The sequence below is a fragment of the Nitratireductor aquimarinus genome, assembly GCF_017255295.1.
Classification (GTDB): domain Bacteria; phylum Pseudomonadota; class Alphaproteobacteria; order Rhizobiales; family Rhizobiaceae; genus Nitratireductor; species Nitratireductor aquimarinus.
The window spans coordinates 48,994-72,638 of the sequence record NZ_JAFKDE010000003.1 but is presented as its reverse complement, the minus strand read 5'-3'; the positions used below and the strand labels follow the sequence as shown (position 1 = coordinate 72,638).

Annotated in this window: 22 protein-coding genes; 7 read left to right on the top strand and 15 right to left on the bottom strand. The window is 61.6% G+C overall.

Translation table 11 applies throughout. From position 1 onward, the window contains the following. Positions 1 to 153 precede the first annotated feature (153 nt). A complete protein-coding gene (locus tag JYP46_RS05005) occupies positions 154 to 1,194 on the top strand; it encodes a zinc-dependent alcohol dehydrogenase family protein (RefSeq protein ID WP_206547473.1) in 1,041 nt (346 codons plus the stop codon). A 282-nt stretch (positions 1,195 to 1,476) separates the two neighbouring features. Here JYP46_RS05005 and JYP46_RS05000 read toward each other — a convergent pair whose 3' ends face one another. From JYP46_RS05000 to JYP46_RS04985, 4 genes are all read right to left on the bottom strand, one after another. Then, positions 1,477 to 2,079, bottom strand: coding sequence for an ABC-type transport auxiliary lipoprotein family protein (locus JYP46_RS05000; RefSeq protein WP_206547472.1), 603 nt, complete (start codon positions 2,077 to 2,079; stop codon positions 1,477 to 1,479). A 97-nt stretch (positions 2,080 to 2,176) separates the two neighbouring features. Further along, entirely contained in the window at positions 2,177 to 3,550 is a 1,374-nt protein-coding gene (locus JYP46_RS04995; protein WP_113155371.1) for an MlaD family protein, read from the bottom strand. A gap of 10 nt (positions 3,551 to 3,560) precedes the next feature. After that, positions 3,561 to 4,373, bottom strand: coding sequence for an ABC transporter ATP-binding protein (locus JYP46_RS04990; protein WP_113155372.1), 813 nt, complete (start codon positions 4,371 to 4,373; stop codon positions 3,561 to 3,563). 12 nt (positions 4,374 to 4,385) lie between these two features. Beyond that, positions 4,386 to 5,576, bottom strand: coding sequence for an ABC transporter permease (locus tag JYP46_RS04985; protein ID WP_113155373.1), 1,191 nt, complete (start codon positions 5,574 to 5,576; stop codon positions 4,386 to 4,388). Between the two features lie 115 nt (positions 5,577 to 5,691). Between JYP46_RS04985 and dgcA the strand changes: the two genes are divergently transcribed. Continuing rightward, entirely contained in the window at positions 5,692 to 6,675 is a 984-nt protein-coding gene (gene dgcA / locus JYP46_RS04980) for an N-acetyl-D-Glu racemase DgcA (RefSeq protein WP_113155374.1), read from the top strand. 19 nt (positions 6,676 to 6,694) lie between these two features. On the opposite strand, the gene JYP46_RS04975 is transcribed toward dgcA, so the two are convergent. Then, a complete protein-coding gene (locus JYP46_RS04975; protein WP_206547471.1) occupies positions 6,695 to 7,531 on the bottom strand; it encodes a UDP-2,3-diacylglucosamine diphosphatase in 837 nt (278 codons plus the stop codon). 309 nt (positions 7,532 to 7,840) lie between these two features. Between JYP46_RS04975 and JYP46_RS04970 the strand changes: the two genes are divergently transcribed. Then, positions 7,841 to 10,156: an NADP-dependent malic enzyme gene (locus JYP46_RS04970; protein WP_206546296.1), complete on the top strand. Its 2,316-nt coding sequence runs from the start codon at positions 7,841 to 7,843 to the stop codon at positions 10,154 to 10,156. Positions 10,157 to 10,355: 199 nt separating this feature from the next. After that, positions 10,356 to 11,456 (top strand): DUF2865 domain-containing protein, encoded by a 1,101-nt coding sequence (locus JYP46_RS04965; protein WP_206547470.1) that lies wholly within the window; start codon positions 10,356 to 10,358, stop codon positions 11,454 to 11,456. Here the strand turns inward: JYP46_RS04965 and gltX are convergent. Beyond that, a complete protein-coding gene (gltX, locus tag JYP46_RS04960) occupies positions 11,374 to 12,747 on the bottom strand; it encodes a glutamate--tRNA ligase (protein ID WP_206547469.1) in 1,374 nt (457 codons plus the stop codon). The two genes, JYP46_RS04965 and gltX, sit on opposite strands and share 83 nt — an antisense overlap. 49 nt (positions 12,748 to 12,796) lie before the next feature. Continuing rightward, positions 12,797 to 14,113, bottom strand: a complete 1,317-nt coding sequence (locus JYP46_RS04955; protein WP_328850143.1) for an MFS transporter — start codon at positions 14,111 to 14,113, stop codon at positions 12,797 to 12,799. Between the two features lie 64 nt (positions 14,114 to 14,177). On the opposite strand from JYP46_RS04955, the gene JYP46_RS04950 reads away from it, so the two are divergent. Genes JYP46_RS04950 through JYP46_RS04940 form a run of 3 tightly spaced genes read left to right on the top strand, consistent with a single transcriptional unit; the run spans position 14,178 to position 15,506 of the window. Further along, positions 14,178 to 14,492 (top strand): ArsR/SmtB family transcription factor, encoded by a 315-nt coding sequence (locus tag JYP46_RS04950; protein WP_113155380.1) that lies wholly within the window; start codon positions 14,178 to 14,180, stop codon positions 14,490 to 14,492. Then, positions 14,489 to 14,845, top strand: a complete 357-nt coding sequence (locus JYP46_RS04945; RefSeq protein ID WP_113155381.1) for an SRPBCC family protein — start codon at positions 14,489 to 14,491, stop codon at positions 14,843 to 14,845. The genes JYP46_RS04950 and JYP46_RS04945 overlap by 4 nt, the downstream gene beginning before the upstream one ends. 40 nt (positions 14,846 to 14,885) lie before the next feature. Next, complete coding sequence (locus JYP46_RS04940) at positions 14,886 to 15,506, top strand: ATP-dependent Clp protease proteolytic subunit (protein ID WP_206547468.1); 621 nt, start codon at positions 14,886 to 14,888, stop codon at positions 15,504 to 15,506. A gap of 129 nt (positions 15,507 to 15,635) precedes the next feature. Here JYP46_RS04940 and JYP46_RS04935 read toward each other — a convergent pair whose 3' ends face one another. The 8 genes from JYP46_RS04935 to rpiA all read right to left on the bottom strand — a co-directional run bounded on the left by JYP46_RS04935 (position 15,636) and on the right by rpiA (position 23,579). Next, positions 15,636 to 17,321: an NAD+ synthase gene (locus tag JYP46_RS04935; RefSeq protein ID WP_206547467.1), complete on the bottom strand. Its 1,686-nt coding sequence runs from the start codon at positions 17,319 to 17,321 to the stop codon at positions 15,636 to 15,638. An 85-nt stretch (positions 17,322 to 17,406) separates the two neighbouring features. Further along, complete coding sequence (locus JYP46_RS04930) at positions 17,407 to 18,000, bottom strand: hemerythrin domain-containing protein (protein WP_206547466.1); 594 nt, start codon at positions 17,998 to 18,000, stop codon at positions 17,407 to 17,409. Further along, positions 17,997 to 18,428 carry a GFA family protein gene (locus tag JYP46_RS04925; protein WP_113155385.1) on the bottom strand — a complete coding sequence of 144 codons (432 nt, stop codon included), beginning with the start codon at positions 18,426 to 18,428 and terminating at the stop codon, positions 17,997 to 17,999. Before JYP46_RS04925 ends, JYP46_RS04930 begins: the two co-directional genes overlap by 4 nt. A 100-nt stretch (positions 18,429 to 18,528) precedes the next feature. Continuing rightward, positions 18,529 to 19,905: a class II 3-deoxy-7-phosphoheptulonate synthase gene (locus JYP46_RS04920; protein WP_206546304.1), complete on the bottom strand. Its 1,377-nt coding sequence runs from the start codon at positions 19,903 to 19,905 to the stop codon at positions 18,529 to 18,531. Positions 19,906 to 20,059: 154 nt separating this feature from the next. Then, complete coding sequence (locus JYP46_RS04915; protein WP_206547465.1) at positions 20,060 to 20,641, bottom strand: gamma-glutamylcyclotransferase family protein; 582 nt, start codon at positions 20,639 to 20,641, stop codon at positions 20,060 to 20,062. A 1-nt stretch (position 20,642) separates the two neighbouring features. Then, the gene (gor, locus tag JYP46_RS04910) at positions 20,643 to 22,028 is read right to left on the bottom strand and encodes a glutathione-disulfide reductase (protein ID WP_206547464.1); all 1,386 of its coding nucleotides are present in this window, start codon (positions 22,026 to 22,028) and stop codon (positions 20,643 to 20,645) included. Between the two features lie 287 nt (positions 22,029 to 22,315). Continuing rightward, entirely contained in the window at positions 22,316 to 22,867 is a 552-nt protein-coding gene (locus tag JYP46_RS04905) for a DUF2059 domain-containing protein (protein ID WP_113155389.1), read from the bottom strand. Between the two features lie 22 nt (positions 22,868 to 22,889). Continuing rightward, on the bottom strand, positions 22,890 to 23,579 hold the full coding sequence (gene rpiA / locus JYP46_RS04900; RefSeq protein ID WP_206546308.1) for a ribose-5-phosphate isomerase RpiA: 690 nt from the start codon (positions 23,577 to 23,579) through the stop codon (positions 22,890 to 22,892). Positions 23,580 to 23,645 lie beyond the last annotated feature (66 nt).

The following is a 23,645-nucleotide window of genomic DNA, read 5'->3' as shown; positions in this document are numbered from 1 at the left end:
ACCCTCACCAATGAAAACGGGCCCGCGAGGGCCCGTTTTTTTTGTGGCCGGCGTCACAGAAATGTCCAGACAAGCGCCGTGCAAAACGCTTTGACAAAGCTGCGTTCAGGCAATCCGATATGGAAAGACTGACACAGAATCGGGAGGGACAGAATGAAGGCCGTGTTCTTTGAGGCATTTGGAGAGACGCCGCGTCTGGCCACCCTCCCCGACCCGACGCCCGAACCGCATGGCGTGGTGTTGAAGGTCGAAGCGACAGGTGTCTGCCGCAGCGACTGGCACGGATGGATGGGGCATGATGACGACATCGAACTGCCGCATGTGCCCGGACATGAACTGGCAGGGACCGTGGCCGCTGTCGGCGGTTCCGTTAGCAAATGGAAGATCGGTGACCGGGTCACCGTCCCCTTCGTCGGTGGGTGCGGTGGCTGTCCGCAATGCCATGCAGGACATCAGCAGGTCTGCGACCACCAGTTTCAGCCCGGCTTCACTCATTGGGGTTCGTTCGCAGAATATGTGTCCATCCATCAGGCGGATCTGAACCTCGTCGCCCTACCCGAAAACATGGACTTCGTGACCGCCGCCAGCCTCGGCTGCCGTTTCGCCACCTCGTTTCGCGCGGTTGTGGATCAGGGCCGGACGAAAGCCGGTGATTGGGTGAGCGTTCACGGCAGCGGCGGTGTGGGGCTTTCAGCCATCATGATCGCCAATGCGCTTGGGGCAAACGTCGTGGCGGTGGACATTGCCGACGACAAGCTCGCGCTAGCAAAGGCGCTGGGTGCGGTCTCCACGATCAACGCCAGAACGGTTCCTGATGTGGCCGAAGCGGTGCGCGAGATCACGCAGGGTGGCGCGCATGTCTCCATCGATGCGCTTGGTCATCCCGAGACCTGCTTCAACTCCATCCGCAACCTGCGCAAACGCGGCAGGCATGTGCAGATCGGCCTCATGGTGGCGGAGCAAAGCACGCCGCAGGTTCCGATGGCGCAGATCATTGCCAATGAGCTGGAAATACTGGGAAGCCACGGCATGCAGGCCCATCGCTACGATGCGATGATGGCCATGATCGCCACAGGCAAGGTGGAGCCGCAGCGTCTCATCGGAAAGCGCATCGCGCTGGAAGAGGCCATACAAGCGCTGACGGGGATGGACAGCTTTCAGGCGACCGGCGTGACCGTGGTCGACCGTTTCTAAAGACTTGAGGGACGGTTCAGCGGGGCGCAGAACGATGGTAACGAGCGTCTGAACATAGCGCGCAATCGCATTGCATTCATGCGGTGCGTGGTTCGACAAGCTCACCATGAGGGAAGAGGCCGCTTGCAGGAAACCTCGATCAAAGGTGTTGCAGCGGATTTCAGACACAATGCCCCTTCATGGCGAGCGCCCTGAGCCTGTCGAGAGGCGAACCACGCTCCGCACTGTGGCTGCAAATTCCATATCACGAATGTGATGGTATCTGACTGATCGCAGAGCGATCTAGATACTGGTGACTGTCCAGTCCACCAGGTCGGCCACGGCGGCGCTGAACGCGCGGTCGAGTGCTGCGGCGAAAGCCTCCGAGCCCGTCCCCGTGACGGGAGCAGACGCGCGGAAGGTGCGCGAGGCCCGCACGACGCCATTGCGGTCGTTCAGAACGCGGACGAACAGCTCGACTTCGGCACGCTTCGCGCCATTGACCTGCACATCGAAACTGCGCAGATCCGCGAGGATCTGATAGTCAATGGCCAGACCTTCACCCGGCATGCCAACGCCACCAAAGCGACCGGAGCGCTGATAAAGATCGGCCATGCTGGTCTGTACGATGCGCGGCAGGCGATCAGCCCAGCGAACGCCGCCCAGATACTGGATGGCGCCGCCGGAGGTCTTAACGACGATGTCCTGACCGTCGAGCATCTTGATGGCGGTGGGTTCGGTGACGAGGATCTGCGTTCGCGCTGCGCGTCGGCCATCGGTCGAAACCGGCGGTGGCGTGAGGTTAAAGGCATCAACCGGTGCAGGACCGCCCCCCGGCAGGGCTGCACAGCCCGCCAACACGCTTCCAAGCACCAACAGCGCGGAAATCCTCGCACTCGTTTTCAAAAAACGCTCCTCGAACCAAACGCCGGACAAACCGGGGAGATCCGCCCCTCTAGAAATGCAAAATCCTTAATTTGTTTGGGATGATGCAGCATGAATGTCAACGCCGCACCCGCCCATCGTAGCGACGAATCGTGCCATCCCCACCGGTAATAATGCGCTGCGGGTTCTGCTCGAAGTCCGAGACCGCGCTTTCGATGCGGTTGATCGAACGCCGGGCGTCGCGTACCAGCGCCTCCACCTCACGCAGACCACCGCCCGAGAAGCGCTCCAGATTGCCGGAAATCGCATCAACGCGGACGGTGAGCGTCTCGGCCATCTTGCGGAAGGATTTGAGCGTCTCGCGCGCATCGGCCATCAGGCCCTCGCCATCCCCGGATTCAAGCATGCCGTCGAGCTTTGCCAGAACGGAATCGAGCCGCACGGACGATTTGTTGAGCTGGCTTGCGAGTTCGCTTGCATTGGTGATGAAGGAATCGATGTCTTCCTTGCGCTTGTCCACGGTCTCGCTGACATCGGCGATGCTCTTGGCGGCCCGGTTCACCGTTGCACTCGCTTCCTCGAAATTCCCCACGGCAGATTTGACGGTCGCCGGATCGACACTGTCGAGCACGCCGTCGAGCTTGGCCAGCGTCTGATTGGCGTTGGTGGAGAAGGTGCCGATGGAGCGGACCGTTTCATCGACGCTGCTCATCACCGTGTCGATGTTGCGGCTGGCCTTTTCGAGACGCGCCGAGAATTCATCGAAGTTGGTCACCATCGAAGAGACCTTGTCCCGGTCCACGGAGGTGATCAGTTCTTCGGCGGCCTTGAGCGTGCTGTCGAGCTGCCCGGAAACCTTGGAAATGGTGCCGGAGAGATCGCTCACATTGGACAGGAAATCATCAATGCCGGACGCGTTGCGCTCAAGCGCCTCGGAGAAGCGCTGCACGTTCTTGACGGTTTCGGTCAGCGGCTGACGGGCATCCTGCGTGAACCCTTCAAGCTGATCGACAACGGAATCCGCCCGCGTCAGCAGGCTCTGTGCGGTCTGAAGAAGATTGGTCACGGCCGAGGGGCTGGCCTGGATCTCGGCAACAGTGTCTTCGTCCTCGGCGAGATCAAACAGATTGGGTTCGTTTGGGTTGCCGCCGGTCATTTCGATATTCGCGGTGCCCGTCAGGCCGGCAAGCCCGACATCAGCCTTGGTGGAACTGGTAATCGGCGTCAGGCGATCCACCTGCGCATCGGCAATTGCAACGCTGGGGTTGGAAAGATCGAGATAGACCCGTCGAACGTCACCCACCTTCACGCCGTTGAACAGCACTGCGCTGCCGCGCGAGAGGCCGGAAGCGGAACCCGGAATGCGAAACCGCAGCAGCGCCGTCTCCCCCCGGTCACCGATATTGGCAGACCAGTAGACGAAACCGAACGCGGCCAGAATGACCAGAACGGTGAAGAAGCCGACAAGAACGTAGTTGGCTCTGGTTTCCATAATATGCCTGCTAACCTCTTGCGGAACGGTCGATCTGCCGGGCCCGCTTTCCCCTGAAATAGGCTTTCACCCAAGGATCGTCGCATGCGAGCATGTCGTCGACGGTGCCATCCACCAGAACACGCTTGCCACCAAGAACGGCGATGCGGTCACACGCCGTCAAAAGACTGTCGAGATCGTGCGTGACCATATAGACGGTCAGCCCCATCGTGTCGCGCAGTTTACCGACCAGCTCATCGAATTCCGCAGCGCCGATCGGGTCAAGCCCCGAGGTCGGTTCGTCCAGAAAAACAATGTCCGGATCGAGCGCCAGAGCCCGCGCAAGTGCTGCGCGCTTGATCATGCCGCCTGAAAGTTCGGACGGAAACTTGGGCGCGGCCGTGCGCGGCAGGCCCACCAGTTCGAGCTTCAGATAGGCAAGCTCATCCATAAGGGCGCGCGGAAGATCGAGATATTCCCGCATCGGCACCTGAATGTTCTCCAGAACGGTGAGCGCTGAAAACAGCGCACCGTGCTGGAACAGAACACCCTGGCGCATGTCCACCTTGAGGCGCTGCTCGTCATTGGCCTTGTCGAGATCCTGCCCCAGAAGGCGGATCATGCCGGAACGCTTGCGAATGAGGCCCAGAATGGTGCGCAGAAGGACGGACTTCCCCGAACCCGATGCGCCGACAAAGCCAAGGATCTCGCCCCGGTAGACGTCGAGCGACAGGCCGTCGAGCACCACGGTGTCGCCAAAGCCAACGGTGACGTCGCGCACCGACAGGACCACGTCCCGCGTCTCGCCCGTCTGCGTCTCCCGCTGTTCGTCGATCAGCACCATACGCCCAAAACCCTAGAAATCGATTGCCGCATAGAAGATGGCGAACAGACCATCCACCACGATCACCACGAAGATCGCCTTCACCACCGAGGCGGTGACGTGATTGCCGAGCGATTCCGCACTGCCGCCCACCTTCATCCCCTCAATGGAGGCGATGATGCCGACGATCAGCGCCATGAAGGGCGCCTTGATCAAACCGGCGAAGATCGTTGAAAGATCGATGGAATCGCGAAGCCGGTCGATGAACGCTTCCGGCGGAATGCCCGAATAGAGCCACGCGATCAGCATCGCGCCGCCAAGGGCGGCAAAATTGGCGACAATGGTCAGGCACGGAACGCCAACCATCAGCGCGACGAGGCGCGGGAACACCAGAACACCGACCGGATTGAGGCCGATGACGGTCAGCGCATCGACCTCCTCGCGCATCTTCATGGACCCGATTTCGGCAGTGATGGCGCTGCCGGAGCGACCGGCGATCATGATCGCGGTCATCAGCACGCCGAGCTCGCGCAGGATCAGGATGCCGACCAGATCGACAACGAAGATCTCCGCACCGAAATAGCGAAGCTGGAACGCGCCCTGCTGGGCAATGATTGCGCCGACGATGGCCGACATCAAAACGATGATCGGCACCGCGCCGACGCCCATGCGGTCGATCTGGCTGACGATTGCCGCCGGGTTGATGGCGTGGGTGCGGCCGAGCTTCATCTGCGCACCGCCAATGGTGGCGCCGAGAATATGCGCGCCATAGACGATGTCGTCGCGCGCCTCGTACATGGCGCGTCCGATCCGCTCCAGCGTGTTGATGATGATCGAGCCCTTGGGGCGCGGCTTGGCTTCGCCGTCCTGCACGACCGCTTCGCGCACAGCCGGCAAAAGAATTCTGGCGGCCTCGCTCTCTCCGGTCAGCTCGACCTCAACACCGCGTGACTGATGCGCATAGACGAGACGCTCGATCAGCCAGGCTCCGGCCGTATCTAGGCTGGTGATGCCGGAAAGATCCAGCCCGACATGCTGCAGGCTGTTCTGCGCTTCGAGCTTGCGCATGCGCGCATCGACCTTGGCAACCGTGCGTGTGTTCCACGCCCCCGACAGACGACAGGAAAGCGCGCTCCCCTCCTCGTGAATTTCGAGGCGCGGCTCGCCATTCTGGCCGGAGGGACGTCCTGCGTCGCTTGCGTCGTCAACGGAATTGGTCAACATGGCACCATCATTAGTGTGGAGCAGGTCCAAAGGGAACCGGTTGCGGGCTCCCGGAGGGGGCATATAAGGCTTGTTCCTCTGATAATTGTGATTTTTTGCGAGAAGAAGGGCGGAAATGACACGCGAACTGGCCACAGACATCGAAGGTTTTCCGATAGCCGGCGTCTTCACAATCTCCCGAGGCTCACGCACCGAGGCGCGAGTCGTCAGATGCACGGTGAGTGAAAACGGCGTCAGCGGTCACGGCGAATGCGTGCCCTATCCGCGCTATGGCGAATCCGAGGACAGTGTGGTCGGCCAGATCGAGGCCGCGCGGCAGGAGATCGCCAACGGCATCAGCCGCGCCGATCTGATCGCCGCCATGCCGGCAGGTGCGGCGCGCAACGCCGTTGACTGCGCGCTTTGGGATCTGGAAGCGAAGCTTTCAGGCAAGCGCGCATCGACTGCGGCCTGCCCGATCCCGCCACGTCCGCTCCAGACCGCCTATACGATCTCGCTGGCGGAACCCGAAGAGATGGCCGCACAGGCCCGCGCCCATGCGACCCGCCCTCTCCTGAAAGTGAAGCTGGGTGGCAAAAACGATGCCGCGCGCATTCACGCCGTGGCGGGCGCAGCACCCGACAGCCGCCTCATCGTTGACGCCAATGAAGGCTGGACCGAAGAGAACATCCGCGAAAACATGCTTGCAGCGGCCGAATTTCACGTGGCGCTGATCGAGCAGCCCCTGCCGGCCGGCAAGGATGAAATCCTGCGCGAAATCCCGCATCCGGTTCCGATCTGCGCAGATGAAAGCGTGCACACGGCGCAGAGCCTTCCCGAACTCGCCGGGCTCTATGATTTCGTGAACATCAAGCTGGACAAGACCGGCGGCCTGACCGCCGCGATGGAGCTGCGCGACCGCGCCCGCGAAATGGGTTTTGGCGTGATGGTCGGCTGTATGGTGGGCACGTCGCTCGCCATGGCGCCGGCCGTGCTTCTTGCGCAGGGCGCAGATTACGTGGATCTCGACGGCCCGCTGCTTCTGGCAAAGGACCGTGCGCACGGGCTCAGCTATTCGGGCTCGCTCGTTTCGCCGCCTTCGCCACAGCTCTGGGGCTGAGGCACAGGGTCGGGGCCGCTCAGGCGGCCTTGACCCCATCCTTTCGGAACGCGGTCACAACGCCGCGTTTCTCGATTTCCCGGGTGGCCGTGACAGGCGCTGTCTCAAGGATCTGCGCCCAAGTGATGATTTCGAAACTCCCGTCGAAATTCTCGGCCAGCGCCGTGCAGCTTTCCACCCAGTCGCCCGTGTTCATGTAGGTGACCCCGCGAATGTCTTCCATCGCGGCGTGGTGGATGTGGCCGCAGATGACGCCATCGACTTCCGAACGCTGCGCCTCCTGGGCGAGAACATCCTGAAACGAGCTGATGAACTTGATCGCCTTCTTGACCTTGATCTTCGCCCAGGAAGAGAAGGACCAGTAAGGCCGCCCCAGAATGCGGCGCACCCGGGCGATGACCCGGTTCACAACGATGGCGAGATCGTAGGCCTTGTCGCCCAGATAGGCGAGCCAGCGCACATTGTGCACCACCTGATCGAACTGGTCACCATGGATGACGAGGAATTTGCGCCCGTCTGCTGCCTCATGGATCACGCGGTCGGCAACGACGATGCCGCCGAAATGCACCCCCTGAAACGAGCGCAGGAACTCGTCGTGATTGCCGGCGATATAGGTGATCCCGGTGCCTTTGCGCGCCTTGCGCAGGAGCTTCTGCACCACGTCATTATGGGCAGCCGGCCAGTGCCAGGAGCGCTTCAGTCGCCAGCCATCGACAATGTCGCCAACCAGATAGATCTGCTCCGCATCGTGATAACGCAGAAAATCGATCAGAAACTCGGCCTTGGCCGGTTTCGAACCGAGGTGAATATCGGAGATGAAGAGTGCGCGAAATTTTCGATGTTCAGCGCCGGTCATTGTCCCGCCTGAGCCCTGTTAAGTCGCGCATTCTATGGCCAGATTCATGTCACAGGCATATGACGGATTCCGTAGCGTTACCGCAAACCCGGCCCCATCCTGCGTCAGAACAGCCCGAAAGCAGCAATTCTGGCGGATGAAACTGCTTCTCGGCATTCAACGCTGGAAAAAGCAGTTATGAGCGCCTAAGCACAAGTGATGATTCAAATCGTTTGAGTGCCTTGTTCCCTGCGGGACCGGAAAGGCGCGCGAACGCCGGGCCGCGAGCCAAACGGCCCCACCGACAGAGCCATGATGTGGAGCCGCTGGATGTCTTCCAATACCAAGAAACCGCAACGATCCGAATTCGACGAAGCCGCGCTCTTCTTCCACAGCCACCCCATGCCGGGGAAGCTGGAGATCCAGGCGACCAAGCCGCTCGGCAACCAGCGCGATCTGGCGCTTGCCTATTCTCCGGGCGTTGCCGCTCCCTGCATGGCCATCCATGACGATCCGAGCACGGCGGCAGACTACACCGCCCGCGCCAATCTCGTGGCCGTGGTTTCCAATGGTTCGGCGGTGCTCGGCCTCGGCAATATCGGCCCGCTTGCCTCCAAACCCGTGATGGAGGGCAAGGCGGTCCTCTTCAAGAAGTTTGCCGGCATCGATGTTTTCGACATCGAAATCGATGCGCCGGAAATCGACCGGATGGTGGAAACCGTCGCAGCACTCGAGCCGACCTTCGGTGGCATCAACCTTGAGGACATCAAGGCTCCGGAGTGTTTTGAGGTCGAGGAACAGCTCAAGGCGCGCATGGGCATTCCGGTGTTCCATGACGACCAGCACGGAACCGCGATCATTGTTGCCGCGGCCGTCATGAACGGGCTGGAGCTGGCCGGCAAGGACATTGCCAAGGCGAAGATCGTTTCCTCCGGTGCAGGCGCTGCCGCGCTTGCCTGTCTCAATCTGCTGGTCTCGCTGGGTGCGAAGACCGAGAATATCTGGCTCACCGACCGCCACGGCGTCGTCTATGAGGGCCGGAAGGAAGAGATGGACCGCTGGAAAGCGCCCTATGTGAAGGATACGGACGCCCGCAAGCTTGCCGAAGTGATCGGCGGAGCGGATGTGTTCCTGGGCCTCTCGGCGGCCGGTGTCCTGAAGCCGGAAATGCTGGCTGACATGGCTGAAAAGCCACTGATCCTGGCGCTTGCCAACCCCGTTCCCGAGATCATGCCGGACGTGGCGCGCGAAGCGCGGCCTGACGCCATGATCTGCACCGGGCGTTCGGACTTCCCGAACCAGGTGAACAACGTCCTGTGCTTCCCCTACATCTTCCGTGGGGCGCTCGATGTGGGCGCAACCGCGATCAACGAGGAAATGAAGCGCGCCGCCGTGAAGGCGATTGCGGGCCTTGCACGCGAAGAACCTTCCGATGTCGCAGCGCGCGCCTATTCGGGCGAGACGCCGATCTTCGGACCCGACTTCCTGATCCCCTCGCCTTTCGACCCGCGGCTTATCCTGCGCATTGCGCCGGCGGTTGCCGAAGCGGCGATGAAGAGTGGCGTCGCGGCGCGGCCCATCGAGGACATGGACCAGTATCTGGACCGGCTGAACCGCTTCGTGTTCCGCTCCGGCCTGGTGATGAAGCCTGTCTTCTCGGCCGCCAAGGGTGCGGGCACCAAGCGCGTCATCTATGCGGATGGCGAAGATGAGCGCGTGCTGCGCGCGGCCCAGGTGGTGATCGAGGAAGGCATTGCCGAGCCCATCATCATCGGCCGCCCACACGTGGTGGAAACGCGCCTCAAGCGCTACGGCCTGCGCATTCGTCCGGGCGAAGACTTCTCCATCATCAACCCGGAAGACGATCCGCGCTATCGCGACTATGTCGACATGCTGGTGCAGCTTGCCGGTCGGCGCGGCGTGACGCCGGAGGCCGCACGCACCCTGGTGCGCACCAATACCACGGTGATTGCCGCCATCGCCATGATGCGTGACGAGGCCGACGCCATGATCTGCGGGCTGGAAGGCCGTTTTGAAAAACACCTGCGCTATGTCGACATGATCATCGGCAGGCGTGAGGGCGTGCGCGATCTCTCCACCCTCTCCATGCTGATCTCGCAGTTCGGCGTGACCTTCTTCACCGACACCTATGTCACACTCTGCCCGTCGGCTTCCGAGATCGTGGAAACGACGATCCTGGCTGCGGAAGAAATCCGCCGTTTCGGCATCGAGCCGAAGGCGGCGCTGCTGTCGCATTCGAACTTCGGGTCGCGCGATTCCGAAAGCGCCATCAAGATGCGCGAAGCGGCGCTGACGCTGAAGCGCGTCGCGCCGGACCTGGTGTCCGAAGGCGAGATGCATGGCGATTCCGCGCTCTCGGAAGTGCTGCGCCAGCGTGTCTATCCGCAGGCCGCTCTTTCCGGTGAGGCGAACCTTCTGGTCTTCCCGAGCCTCGATGCAGCCAACATCACCCTGACCACGCTCAAGGTGATGACCGACGCGCTGCATGTCGGCCCAATCCTTCTCGGCACCGCCATGCCGGCGCATATTCTCACGCCGTCCGTCACGTCGCGCGGTGTTGTGAACATGACTGCGCTGGCGGCCGTCGAGGCGCTGCAGAAGAGCAAGGCCATCATGACAAGCTGATTGCGGAAAAGTCGCAATTTTAGTTGTCACAGATCAAAATTTCGCGATAGAGTTGCATTTCTAACCGTAACTTAACTTGATTGGCGCATCTTCGCGCCAATCAGCCGGTGGTGTCTCGGAAACCAGTGCGGTTTTGGAGGCCTGTGAGCGTGGAATAAGTATCCCCACTCCATCCGGCGCTGTTTGAACGGTACGAGTGATGTATCTGCGCGGCAAAAACCTGTTCTGTTTGATGCTTGTGGCTGTCATGAGCATGGTCGGCATGGCTGCAACCATTGCAGACGCCGAGGCGAAGTCGCGCACATGCAGGAAGCTTGAAACACAGCTCGCCGCAGCCTCTGGCGGATCGTCCAGCAAAGCCAAACGCTACGATCGGGCAATTGCCAAACAGAAGAAAGAACTCGGCGTCGTTCGCGCCCGGCTCAGTAAGATGCGATGCGGGTTCGCCATTTTCGGGGATAATGCCCGGCAATGCGCGCAACTCAACAGATCTGCCGCCCGTATGACGCAGAACATTGCCGAATTGCGGCGTCAGCGGGGCTGGAAGGGTGGTGGTTCTCCTGGCCAGCGCTCTCGAATCCGCGCCGCGCTCAAGGCAAACAATTGCGATGCAAAAACGGCATCCCGGCATCGCGAGGTCAAGAAGGCGGCAAAATCGGGCACCACGAGCTCCCGGAAGCTGCGCCGCCCTGGCACGGTCTTCCAGACCATGTGCGTACGCACGTGTGACGGCTACTATTTCCCGATCTCGTTTTCAGTCTCGAAAGACAAGTTCTCACGAGATGCCGAGACATGCACGGCCCGGTGCCCGGGCGCAGAAGTGGCGCTTTACGCGCATGACGTGCTGAACGAAGAAGCCGAAAACATGATCTCGGTCGCGGACGGCACACCGTATCGGGAGTTGCCCAAGGCTTTCAGCTACCGTGAAAACGGGGTCTCGAAAGCCGCGTGCGGCTGTCGCAAGGACAGGAATTTCACGATTGTTGCCGGCCAGAGAGCGGTCGAATTGCAAGGCTTCGCCCGCGGTGAACCGTGGCAGGAACCGGAAATGAAAGAGGAATTTCCGGCCAGTGAAGCTTCCAGCGCAAAGGAGACGAGCTTCTACATTGCAAAGGCGCCAGAACCAAAACCGATAGACAGCGCTGGCGATGCATCAGCGCTTCAGCAGGGTCCTAACCCGGCGCGGTCGCTCGACGACGAGGCCGAGCAGCGCCGTGTCAGGATAGTCGGGCCAGCGTTTCTTCCCGACCCAAAAGGGGCAATAGACCTGCGAGCTCCGGCCCCTGCTCCCGCCCCGTAAGGGCAATCCGCAGCGGCATGAAGAGGCCCCGGCCCTTGCGGCCCGTCTCTGCCTTCACGGCGCCCGTCCATACGCGCCAGGTCTCGGCGTCCCATGGCTCCTGCGGGAGATGCTTACCCGCCTCGCGAACAAAGTCACGATCCTCGTCCAAAAGAACGGCATCCTGAGCAGGTTTCCCGCGAAGGATGCTCCACCAGTCAGCCGCCTCGGCGACCGTCTCCACATTGCCGCGCACGGCAAGCCAGAAGGCTTCTGCATCGTCTCCGGCAATACCAAGACCCGCCAGCCGCTCTTTCACATCGCCGAACGTCATGGCCTGAATGAGATGCCGGCTGAGACCTGAAAGCTCTGCCGGGTCGAACCTGGCAGCCGATTTCGATGTGGAAGTGGGGTCAAACAGGGCAGCGAGTTCATCCATGGATGCGGCAGCCGTTACGTTTTCCGACGTGCCGATCAGGACGGCCAGCGACGCCACCGCCATGGGTTCGATGCCGCTTTCACGAAGGCTCGCCACGGAAAGCGCGCCTGTGCGCTTGGAAAGCCCTTCGCCAGAAACCGTGGTCAGAAGATTGTGGTGACCGAAGGCCGGCGGCTCAGCGCGCAGCGCCCGGAACAGCGCAATCTGCGCGCCAGTGTTGGTGACGTGATCGTCACCACGGATGATGTGCGTGACGCCGAGATCAATGTCATCGACCACGGAAGGAAGCGTATAGAGATAAGTGCCGTCGCCGCGAATGAGGACGGGATCGGACATGGAAGCCAGATCGACCGTCTGCGGCCCGCGCACCACATCGTCCCAATGCACCTCGGTGCGGCTGGTCACGAAGGGATCGTCTTCGAAATTGGGCAGGAGGAAGCGCCAGTGCGGCTTGCGGCCCTCGGCTTCAAGCGCAGCCTTCTCCTCATCGGTAAGTTTCAGCGCCTCGCGGCCATAGACGGGCGGCAGACGGCGCGACAGGCGGATCTTGCGCCGGCGCTCCAGCTCTTCGGGCGTCTCGTAGCAGGGGTAGAGAAGGCCTGCGGCCTTCAGCTTTTCAGCGGCGGCGTCATAGCGATCAAAGCGCGCCGACTGGGCGACCGTCTGATCCGGCTCGATGCCAAGCCAGGTGAGATCGCGGGCGATGCCTTCGGCATATTCCTGTCGCGAGCGCTCCACATCCGTGTCGTCGAAACGCAGGATGAAACGGCCGCCATGCTTCTTCGCATAGAGCCAGTTGAAAAGCGCGGTGCGGGTGTTGCCGATATGGATGTGGCCGGTCGGAGACGGCGCAAAACGAACGGTGACTGTCATGCCTGCGGGCGTAGCCAAAAGTGCCGCAGCTGGCAAGAAGAACGTGGCCTCAGGCCCCTTTCAGCCGCGCGCTCAGAGAGCGCGAGACAAAGAAAAGAACCACGCATGCCGCAAGGCAATAGACGCCCATCACGCTGATCTGCAGCGGGTAGCTCACGCCACGGTCGATCAGGAAGCCGGTAATGCCCGGCCCCATCGCCGTGGCGAAGACCATGATGGCGACCGTCAGCGCGCGAATGGAGCCCAGATGCCGGATGCCATAGACTTCTGGCCACAGCGCGCCGAACAGGGTGGACGAGAAGCCGTAGGACACACCCATCAGCCCCATGAAGGCGAAGGCGCTCCACTGGGCCTCACTGCCTGCCAGAATGAGACAGGCAGCCCCCAGCGGGATCAGGAAGCCGGGCAGAAGCGCGACAGCGGAGAAACGGTCAATCAACTGGCCCGAGATCAGCGCAAAAATGACCGTCATGGACGCCATGAAGGTGAAGGAAGATGCAAACACCTCCAGCGACCAGCCGCGCAGATCCACCAGATAGATCTGATGGAAGAAGATGGTGGTGCCGATGAAGCCCGGCGCCATGACGCCGAGCAGCAGAAGATAGAAAACCGGATCACGCACCACCTCGCCGCGCGTCCAGTCACGCACGGTGCTGCGGCGTGATACCGGATCGCTGTCGCGCGGGGCGCGCTCAACAGCGATCAGGCCGGTGATGACCGGTAGTGCGAAAACGAGCAGCAGGCCAGCGGCGATGAACCAGCTGTTGCGCCAGCCGACGACGGCTGCAACAGCAACGAAAGCGAGCGGCAGGATCGCCTCACCCACATTGTGCCCGAGCGTGGCGACGGAGACCGCACGGCCGCGCTGGGCAGAAAACCAGCGCCCCATGGCGGTCAGCGAATTGTGGGTCATCATCCCCTGCCCGAACAGGCGCAGCATGTAGATGGTGACCACCAGGACGATGATGGAATGCGACAGCGCCATCGACACACAGGCGAGCGCCAGAAGCGGGATAATGATGAAGGTGACCGTTCGCGCCGAATGGCGGTCAACGATCTGGCCAAGCTTTGGCAGGGTGAAGGCGCTGGCGAGCGTCGCCAGCATGTAGAGCGTGCCGAACGCCCCGTGGGACAGATCATATTCGGCGCGGATATCGCCTGCCGAGAGTGAGATGAAGAAGGTCTGCCCGAAAGAAGAAAACAGCGTGAGCAGGAAGCCGCCCGCAAGCCAGCGCGCATTTTCGCGAAGAAAGACGAGATAGGACATCGACGAACTCTGGAGCTTGGCGGCGCGCGCCGTGGGAAGACCGCGAAAGCGGGTTGGGCGCATCGTAGACGCAGGCACAAATATGGCAATGGCCGCGATGGCCCCATGAAATGCGCCAGAAGCCCCCTTGCGTAATATATAAGAATCGACTTATCTATTGCGCATGACAGAAACGGATATCTTCAAGGCGCTGGCCGACCCGACCCGCCGGCACATGCTGGAACGGCTGAGTGCTGGCGAACGCAACGCGACAGAGCTGCGCGAAGGGCTCGCCATGTCACAGCCGGCGATCTCGCAGCATCTGGCCGTGCTGCGCAGCGCGGGCCTGATCGAAGAGGAAAAGAGCGGCCGGCAGATGCGCTACCGCATCCGGCCCGACGGGCTCGCCCCGGTGGTCGACTGGCTCGCCCGCTATCGCGCCTTCTGGCCCGAACGGGTCGACAGGCTCAAAACGCTGCTCAGGGAGATGGACCAGTGAGCGACGCGAACGACGAAAAGACGAACGAAAACATCGTTCTGGAGTATGTTCTGGAATCATCGCCGGAGAAGGTCTGGCGTGCCCTCACCATTCCCGAACTGGCGGCAAGCTGGCTCGGCGAACCCGGCGACGGCGAGACATCGCCCGCCTATGAGATGGTGGACGAAGAGCCCTGCTCGCGTGTTCGCTATGCCTGGCGCGACCGGAACACCGACGCGCCGGATACGCTGGTCACCTTCGAGATCAGCCCCGCCCCCGGCGGGCACACGCATTTTCGTCTGACGCACAGCGCCAGCACGTTGCCGCGCATGGCCGCCAATGCCAATGGAGTGCCGATGGCGCGCGCCGCCTGACGCCCACGCAAACCGACATCGACAACAAAGGAGATCGCGCATGCGCGAAACGATGGCGCTCGTCCCCATGGTGGTGGAGCAATCGCCGAAAGGCGAACGCTCCTTCGACATCTTTTCAAGGCTCCTGCGGGAGCGGATCATCTTTCTGAATGGCGAAGTGAACGACGACTCGGCTGCACTGATCTGCGCGCAGCTTCTGTTTCTGGAATCGGAGAACCCGGAGCGGGAAATCTCATTCTACATCAACTCGCCGGGCGGCGTGGTGTCGAGCGGCTTTGCGATCTACGACACGATGCGCTTCATCAAGAGCCCGGTGGCGACCGTGTGCATGGGCACTGCCGGCTCCATGGGATCATTCCTCCTGATGGGCGGGGAAGCCGGCCGGCGCGCTGCACTCGCCAATGCGAGCATCGTCCTGCATCAACCCTCCGGCGGCTTTCGCGGCCAGGCATCCGACGTACAGCGCCATGCCGAGGATATCCTCAAACTGAAGCGGCGGCTGATCGGGCTTTATGCGCATCATTGCGGGCGCACGGAAGACGAGGTGGAGCGCACGCTCGACCGCGATTTCTTCATGACCGCGCAGGAAGCCTGTGACTGGGGGCTGGTGGACCAGGTCTACTCAACGCGGGCGGAACTGGAAAACGAGAGAGAGCGATAGAAACGGGAAAAGACAGCAGAAACAGCACTCTGCACTTCATCCCGGATTCAATCCGCGAATAGAAATGCGACCCGCACCGGATTGGTGCGAGCCGCATGAAAGCTCAGAAAGCAATTCTAAAACAGAGCCTTACGAACGATCCCTGAATCTGTTCGTGATCGGATAGCGGCGGTCGCGCCCGAAATTCTTCTTCGTGATCTTGACGCCGGGCGCTGCCTGCCGGCGCTTGTACTCGGCGATGTAGAGAAGATGCTCGATGCGATGCACCGTGTCGCGGTCATGGCCGCGCGCGACGATGGCGTCGACGCTCATCTCGCCTTCCACCAGACATTCCAGAATATCGTCGAGCACCGGATAGGGCGGCAGGGAATCCTGATCCGTCTGGTCGGGGCGCAGCTCTGCCGAGGGCGCCTTGTCGATGATGTTCTGCGGGATGACCTCGCCGGATGGACCGAGCGCGCCGGGCGGCACGCTCGTGTTGCGCCACCCCGACAGGGCGTAGACCTGCATCTTGTAGACATCCTTGATGGGATTGAACCCGCCATTCATGTCGCCATAGAGCGTCGCGTAGCCGACCGACATTTCCGACTTGTTGCCGGTGGTGACGACCATGGAGCCGAACTTGTTGGAGACGGCCATGAGGATGGTGCCACGGGTACGGCTCTGAAGGTTCTCCTCCGTCACCCCTTCATTGGTGCCCCCGAAGAGCGCGGCAAGCGCACTCGAAAAGCCCTCGACCGGCTCTGAGATCGGCACGATGTCATAACGGCAGCCGAGCGCGCGGGCGCAATCCTGCGCATCCTTGAGCGATTCCTCTGACGTGTAGCGATAGGGCAGCATGATGCAGCGCACCCGCTCCTCGCCCAGCGCATCGACGGCCAGGGCCGCACAGATCGCGGAATCGATGCCGCCGGAAAGGCCCAGCACCACATTCTTGAAGCCGTTCTTGTTCACATAATCGCGCAGGCCCAGCATGCAGGCGCGATAATCGGCCTCTTCGGCCTCCGGGATCTTTGAGAGCGGGCCGTCGTCGCAGCGCCAGCCCTCGCCATCCCGCTTCCATGCGGAGATGGAAACGGCCTCTTCGAATTCGCTCATCTGGAAGGCCAGCGACTTGTCGGCCTGAATGGCGAAGGATGCGCCGTCAAAGACAAGCTCGTCCTGACCGCCAAGCTGGTTGGCGTAGAGGATCGGCAGGCCGCTCTCGATCACCTGACGGATGACCACCTGGTGGCGCACCTCGACTTTACCCCGATAATAGGGCGAGCCGTTGGGCACCAGAAGCATTTCCGCGCCGGATTCAGCCAGCGTTTCGCACACATCGAGATCGCCCCAGATGTCCTCGCAGACAGGAATGCCGATGCGAATGCCGCGGAAATTGACCGGTCCCGGCATGTCCGGCCCCGGCTGGAAGACGCGCTTTTCGTCAAATTCGCCGTAATTGGGCAGGTCCAGCTTGTAACGCTCGGCGATCACCTCACCACCATCCAGCACCATGACCGCATTGTGCAGACCGCTCTTGCGCTTCAACGGAACGCCGATGATGACACCGGGGCCGCCGTCCTTCGTCTCTTCGGCGAGTTCCCGCACCGCGCGCTCGCACGCTTCAACGAAGGCAGGCTTCAAAACCAGATCTTCCGGCGGGTAGCCGGCGATGAACAGTTCGGTGAACAGGACCAGATCGGCGCCATGACGGGCAGCATCCGCGCGTGCTTCACGCGCCTTTGCTAAATTGCCAGCCACATCGCCCACAACCGGATTGAGCTGGGCGGTGGCGATGCGCAGAATATCGGGAGAGGCAGGTTTGGGGGCCATGACGTTCCTGTTCAATGGGCGAGAACTGCTTGGACTTCAAAGCGTTTAGCCTTTGCATCCCCTGCTTGCAACACGCTGCCGGGGATCAGAGGCTGACGCCAAGCCCCTCCTCACTGCGGTCTAGAATGAGCGGGATGATCAGATCCTCTTCATCGTCCAGATGCCGCAGAAGCATGGCAAGCAGCGCCTCGTTCTCGCGCGCATAGGCGTCGGCGGCAAAACGCTGGCGATCCTGATCGGCCTGAAGCGCCTGAAGGAACGCGGTTCCGGCCTGCGCATTGCGCTCCAGCGCGTCATGGATGACGTGATGATCACTGTCCAGAAGATCGAAGCCGTGTTTCATCCGCGCCTCCGCAGCGGCGAAGACCGGAAAGTAATACATATCCTCGATCTGGTGGTGGCCATTGAGCTGCTGCAGGAAGAAGCGAAGGCGGGGCGCAAACCAGCCGGCGAACTCACGCGGCGCGAGACGCCCTTCCCTGTAATCGCCCATGCTGGTCTTCAACATGCCGCCAAGTTCGCGAAACATGTCGTGCCGTTGCAGCCAGAACTGCGCCATCTCGCCGAGATTGGGATGGGTGGGCCAGACCTCGCGCGGGTATTTTTCCACGAGATAGCGCAGATCGGCAGGCAGACCGGGGCGCGTATCCAGCCTCAGCGTTTCGGGCAATTCGGTCATTCCTGTGTATCACTCCCGGCAACGATAATATCGGGACTGCCGCGCGCATGCTGCGGCAACCCGTCGGCGATAGCATAGAAATCGCCTTTGCCGGCCACGAAAATATGACGTTCCGCCGCAAGGCCGGATGGCAGATCGAACGCGCCGGCAAGGATGGAAACCCGGTCTGCGCCGTCCCGCTTCCAGAAAAGCGCAGAGCCGCAGGTTTTGCAGAAACCGCGCTTGGCAAAACCGGATGCCGCATACCAGGTGAGACTGTCTTCACCCTCAATGGCAAGGTTACAGACATCCACATCGGTGGCGGCGTAATAGAGCCCGGTCTGCTTGCGGCACTGTGAACAATGGCAATAGACGACGCCACGCAGCGCGCCCTCAGTGTGAAAACGGACCGCGCCACAAAGGCACGATCCGTCATGTCGTTCAGTCATGGCATCCCTCCGAAACCAGTCGAACCGTTTCGGAACCATGATATCAGCCGCGCGCCGCAACAGGCATCGCGAAAGCCTGAACCCAGGGTTCAGGCCAGCTTCACGCGTTGGCGACCTTGTCTGCCGGCAGAGCCTCACGGTCCTTTTTCAGGAGTTCAGCCACCAGGAAAGACAGTTCGAGCGCCTGATCGGCGTTGAGACGCGGGTCGCAATGGGTGTGGTAGCGATCCTGCAGTTCCTCGTCGCGGATGGCGCGCGCGCCGCCCGTGCACTCGGTGACGTTCTTGCCGGTCATCTCCACATGCAGACCGCCCGGATGCGAGCCTTCGGCGCGGTGCACCTCGAAGAAGGTCTGAACCTCCTTGAGAATGCGGTCGAAGGGACGCGTCTTGTAGCCGGCAGCAGTGACGGTGTTGCCGTGCATCGGATCGCAGGACCAGACGACCTTGCGCCCTTCCTTCTCCACCGCGCGGATGAGCTTGGGCAGGTAGTCGCCCACCTTGTCCGCACCAAAGCGGGCGATCAGGGTGAGACGGCCCGGTTCGTTTTCCGGGTTCAGAATGTCGATCAGCTCAAGCAGACCGTCCGGCGAAAGCGAAGGACCGCATTTGAGGCCGAGCGGGTTCTTGATGCCACGGCAGTATTCCACATGCGCATGGTCGGGCTGGCGGGTGCGGTCGCCGATCCAGATCATGTGGCCGGACGTGGCGTACCAGTCGCCGGAGGTGGAATCGACGCGCGTGAGCGCCTCTTCGTAACCGAGAAGCAAGCCCTCATGGCTGGTGTAGAAATCCGTCTCGCGCAGCGCATGCGTGCTTTCACCGGTGATGCCGATGGCGCGCATGAAATCGACCGTCTCGGAAATGCGGTTGGCCAGTTCCTGATAACGCTCAGCCTGCGGGCTGTCGGACAGGAAGCCCAGCATCCACTTGTGAACGTTGTCCAGATTGGCGAAACCGCCCTGCGCGAAAGCGCGCAGCAGATTCAGGGTCGCTGCCGACTGGCGATAGACCATTTCCTGGCGCGCCGGATCGGGAATGCGCGAGCTCTCCTCGAACTCAATGCCATTGATGATGTCGCCGCGGTAGCTCGGCAGAACCACATCACCCTTGGTCTCGTTGTCGGAGGAGCGCGGCTTGGCGAACTGACCGGCAATGCGGCCAACCTTCACCACGGGCTGCGAGCCAGCATAGGTTAAGACGACGGCCATCTGCAGGAATGCGCGGAAGAAGTCGCGGATATTGTCCGCGCCATGCTCGGCAAAGCTCTCGGCGCAATCGCCGCCCTGCAGCAGAAAACCGTTGCCCTCGGCCACGGCAGCGAGCTGTTTCTTGAGCTTGCGCGCCTCACCTGCAAAAACGAGCGGCGGATACGTGGCCATGCGCGCCTCGACCTCGGCCAGGGCGGCGGCGTCCGGATAAGCCGGAACCTGCAGGATAGGCTTGTTTCTCCACGAATTCGGCGACCACTTCGTCATCTTGCTTACTCGACAGTTGCTATAGGATCATGCCCTCTATCCGCTCAAAACTCCAAGACGGATACTGGAAGGCCACCTCCTTAACCAAAGGATGCGCCCGATACTAGCCCGCAATTGTGGCGGACAGGAAACACCGGCGCACGAAAAATGCATTTCATTCGATTTTTTGCATTAAAATTGCATCGAACAGGCTCTTTTCTTCATCGCTGAGCACCACCGCACGCGGGTAGGTTGGCGTCTTGCGATCAGCAAGAATTTCCGCGTCAAACCCTTCGGTCTCGGAGACGAAGCGCTCGACGCCGGAACGGCCATATTCACGCAGGAATCCCTGAAGCACGGCGTCGAGATAGGATTGGATGATTTCAAGCCGAACGGGGGCATGAACCAGGTTCGCTTCATAGACGTGAAGCGGGCAATCGGCGGGCAAGTCCGCCGAAAGCTCAAGGTCTGCTGGCGCAAGCGACACGCGCTGATAGCGCTCTTCGCGCAGATCGACCGCCGGCAGGTTTTCCGCCCGGTCAATAACCAGGAGCCCGTCGATGACGGATGCCGGATCGCGCCGCACGCTCAGAAGCGCGCGGCTGCTTTCTTCGTCACGACGCACCCAGTGGCGTCGCCAGCCTTTCAGGCGCGCAGGCAGCGCGTCGACGATCTCGGTGCGGTGGGTGTCGCGATTGACGAGCGACCCATAACCGAAATAGGCGACCAGAGCGCCTTCACCCGCACGCCTGTCCATGTCAGCCGACCCGCTCGCCCTTTTCGACGCGATAGGTCGGCGCGTACATGGTCACAAGCTCCTCGGCGGCGGAGGGATGCACGGCCATGGTGCGGTCGAAATCGTCCTTCGACAGGCGCGCCTTCAAGGCGATGCCCAGAAGCTGCGCCATCTCGCCGGCATCCGGACCCATCACATGAGCGCCGATCACGCGGCGGCTGTCGCCATCGACAACGAGCTTCATGAGCATCTTTTCCTGACGGCCAGACAGGGTGTGACGCATGGGGCGGAAGCTTGCGCGGTAGATCTCGAGCCTGTCGAAACGCTTCGCGGCCTCATCTTCGGAGAGGCCCACAGTGCCGATCTCGGGCTGCGAGAACACGGCCGTGGCGATCATGTCATGATCGACCTCGGTCGGGTTGTTCCGGTACTCGGTCTCGATGAAGCACATGGCCTCGTGGATCGCGACCGGGGTGAGCTGCACGCGGTTGGTGACGTCGCCCAGCGCCCAGATGTTGTCGACATTGGTGCGCGAGTAATTGTCGACCGGGATCTCGCCGCCCTTGCCCGTCTCCACGCCGGCAGCCTCAAGCCCGAGACCTTCCGTGTTGGGCAGACGGCCAATGGCCAGCATGACCTGGCTTGCCTCGATTGTCTTGCCCGATTTCAGATGCACCAGAAGATCGCCCTCGCCGCGCTTTTCGATCTCGGTCAGCACGTCATGGCACAGGATCTTGATGCCCTTCGCTTCCATCGTGGCGTGAAGTTCGCGGCGCAGATCCTGATCGAAACGCGACAGGATTTCCTTGCCCCGATAAACGAGCGTTGTGTCGACGCCCAGGCCATGGAAGATGTTGGCGAACTCGACGGCGATATAGCCGCCGCCCTCGATGACGATGGCCCTGGGCAATTCCGCCAGATCGAAGGCTTCATTCGAGAAGATGCAATGTTCGTGGCCGGGAAGCGCCAGATGCGGGTTGGGACGACCACCGACAGCGATGATGATCTTGTCAGCCGTCACGCGCCTGCCCCCTACGTCGAGCGTATGGCGATCAACCAGCGTGGCGCGGGCTTCGATGATCTCGGCCCCGGCATTTTCCAGCCCCTTGCGGTAAAGCCCTTCAAGCCGCGTGATTTCGCGTTCCTTGTTGGCGACCAGCGTCTTCCAGTCGAAAGTGGCTTCCGGCACCGTCCAGCCATAACCGGCGGCATCCTCGAAATGCTCGGGAAACTGCGAGGCATAGACATAGAGCTTTTTCGGGACGCAGCCACGAATGACGCAGGTGCCGCCGAAACGGTACTCCTCGGCCACGGCAACGCGCTTTCCAAGCCCCGCCGCCAGACGCGCAGCGCGCACGCCGCCCGATCCGCCACCAATGACAAAGAGATCGTAATCGAATTCGCTCATCTTCTGATCCTCGCCCCCCAGGGCCTTGCGGAGCGCGTCTCGAAAGCGAATTGCGCCCCTATCGCAAACATGCGGCGCCAACGCGTGGCGCCAAAATCCTACAGCGGTCCAGAGCATCGGACCGGAAAGTGGCATCCGGTTTTCGGGTTGTTCCGATGCCCCATCGATCGTCCAGATCGTCCGTTGTGCGTCCGGATGGACGCGCAGCGATCCAGAGGTAGAAACCGCCGCACAAGAATAAAAGCCCGGTGCGACGACCGGGCTCTAACTGTTTCGTGATCGAAAGCTTACTGGGCCGGGGCGGCTTCGCCCTCGCCGGCAGCAGCTCCGCCACCGGTCGCCTGGGCAGCGGCCTGGATCTGCTCGCCGACCATCTGCGCCAGATCGCGGGCAATGCCGCGACGCCAGATCTCGCCGGCCTTGAGCACTTCACGGGTCACGATGGGACCGTCCTCGATCAGCTTACGACCGGTGGGCGAATCGTAAAAATTCGCGATCTCGGTCAGTTCCTGCTCAGAGAACACGCGGGCATAGGCCTGAGCGGCTTCACGCTCGAGATCCACACGGCGGGTTGCAAGCTCGATGGCTTTCTCGTCCACCGTGGCGTTGATGAGCGCCACCAGATCCGGGTTCTTGCGGATTAGCTCGGACTTCAGCGCGGCGGCGGCCTGCGGCAGCACGCCATCGAAATCGTCGGTCGCGTGGATCGCATCGATTGCGGAACGCGCCGCAGCAAGATGCGAAGCGGAAATGTCCTGCGCGTTGGCAGGAGCGAATGCGAACGTCATCGCCACGGCTGCAGAGGCAGCGGCAAGGCGCATGCGGGTTGCCAGGTTCATGTGTTTCTCACTCCATTCTTGTTCATGCGGCCCCGACGGTTCGCACCTGACCGTCTCCCGCCACGAAGGCGGTGTCGGCAAGGTCGAGAAACAGGCCATGTTCAACAACGCCGGGTATGGCGTTCAAGGCGATTGCCAATGCTCTTGGATCGGGAATGCGGCCAAAAGATGCATCGACGATGAGATGTCCACCATCGGTCACAAAGGGTTTGCCATCGCGCTCACGAACCGCAAGCGGTCCTTCAAGCCCAAGCTCTTTCGCAACCTTTTCAATGGCCACAACGGTGGCGCGCAGACCAAACGCGTTGACCTCGATGGGCAGCGGGAAGCGACCGAGCGATTCGACCATCTTGGTCTTGTCGGCGATGACGATCATGCGCTGCGAGGCAGCAGCCACGATCTTTTCGCGCAGGAGCGCGCCGCCACCGCCCTTGATGAGGCCGAGTTCCGGGCCGATCTCGTCGGCGCCGTCGATGGTGAGGTCGAGTTCAGGCGTTTCGTCCAGCGTGGTCAGCGGCACACCTAGTTCTTTACAGAGCGCAGCCGTGCGTTCCGACGTTGGCACACCGATGACGGAAAGCCCGCCAGCGACGCGCTCGGCCAGAACGCGCACGAATTCCTCGGCAGTCGATCCGGTGCCGATTCCCAAACGCATTCCATCCTGCACCTGGTCCAGTGCGGCACGCGCCGCCTCGATCTTCAATTCACGCATATCAGCCGACAATTTAGCCCCCGGTCCGTTCTGAGCGGTTCCTAACCCGTTTTACCGCTCCCCGCA

Excerpts from the sequence above, each read along its gene's own strand:
- JYP46_RS05005 (WP_206547473.1), top strand. The coding sequence starts at position 154 with ATGAAGGCCGTGTTCTTTGAGGCATTTGGAGAGACGCCGCGTCTGGCC.
- JYP46_RS04995 (WP_113155371.1), bottom strand. The coding sequence starts at position 3,550 with ATGGAAACCAGAGCCAACTACGTTCTTGTCGGCTTCTTCACCGTTCTG.
- JYP46_RS04990 (WP_113155372.1), bottom strand. The coding sequence starts at position 4,373 with ATGGTGCTGATCGACGAACAGCGGGAGACGCAGACGGGCGAGACGCGG.
- JYP46_RS04985 (WP_113155373.1), bottom strand. The coding sequence starts at position 5,576 with ATGTTGACCAATTCCGTTGACGACGCAAGCGACGCAGGACGTCCCTCC.
- dgcA (WP_113155374.1), top strand. The coding sequence starts at position 5,692 with ATGACACGCGAACTGGCCACAGACATCGAAGGTTTTCCGATAGCCGGC.
- JYP46_RS04975 (WP_206547471.1), bottom strand. The coding sequence starts at position 7,531 with ATGACCGGCGCTGAACATCGAAAATTTCGCGCACTCTTCATCTCCGAT.
- JYP46_RS04970 (WP_206546296.1), top strand. The coding sequence starts at position 7,841 with ATGTCTTCCAATACCAAGAAACCGCAACGATCCGAATTCGACGAAGCC.
- JYP46_RS04965 (WP_206547470.1), top strand. The coding sequence starts at position 10,356 with ATGTATCTGCGCGGCAAAAACCTGTTCTGTTTGATGCTTGTGGCTGTC.
- gltX (WP_206547469.1), bottom strand. The coding sequence starts at position 12,747 with ATGACAGTCACCGTTCGTTTTGCGCCGTCTCCGACCGGCCACATCCAT.
- JYP46_RS04950 (WP_113155380.1), top strand. The coding sequence starts at position 14,178 with ATGACAGAAACGGATATCTTCAAGGCGCTGGCCGACCCGACCCGCCGG.
- JYP46_RS04940 (WP_206547468.1), top strand. The coding sequence starts at position 14,886 with ATGCGCGAAACGATGGCGCTCGTCCCCATGGTGGTGGAGCAATCGCCG.
- JYP46_RS04935 (WP_206547467.1), bottom strand. The coding sequence starts at position 17,321 with ATGGCCCCCAAACCTGCCTCTCCCGATATTCTGCGCATCGCCACCGCC.
- JYP46_RS04930 (WP_206547466.1), bottom strand. The coding sequence starts at position 18,000 with ATGACCGAATTGCCCGAAACGCTGAGGCTGGATACGCGCCCCGGTCTG.
- JYP46_RS04925 (WP_113155385.1), bottom strand. The coding sequence starts at position 18,428 with ATGACTGAACGACATGACGGATCGTGCCTTTGTGGCGCGGTCCGTTTT.
- JYP46_RS04920 (WP_206546304.1), bottom strand. The coding sequence starts at position 19,905 with ATGACGAAGTGGTCGCCGAATTCGTGGAGAAACAAGCCTATCCTGCAG.
- JYP46_RS04915 (WP_206547465.1), bottom strand. The coding sequence starts at position 20,641 with ATGGACAGGCGTGCGGGTGAAGGCGCTCTGGTCGCCTATTTCGGTTAT.
- gor (WP_206547464.1), bottom strand. The coding sequence starts at position 22,028 with ATGAGCGAATTCGATTACGATCTCTTTGTCATTGGTGGCGGATCGGGC.
- JYP46_RS04905 (WP_113155389.1), bottom strand. The coding sequence starts at position 22,867 with ATGAACCTGGCAACCCGCATGCGCCTTGCCGCTGCCTCTGCAGCCGTG.
- rpiA (WP_206546308.1), bottom strand. The coding sequence starts at position 23,579 with ATGCGTGAATTGAAGATCGAGGCGGCGCGTGCCGCACTGGACCAGGTG.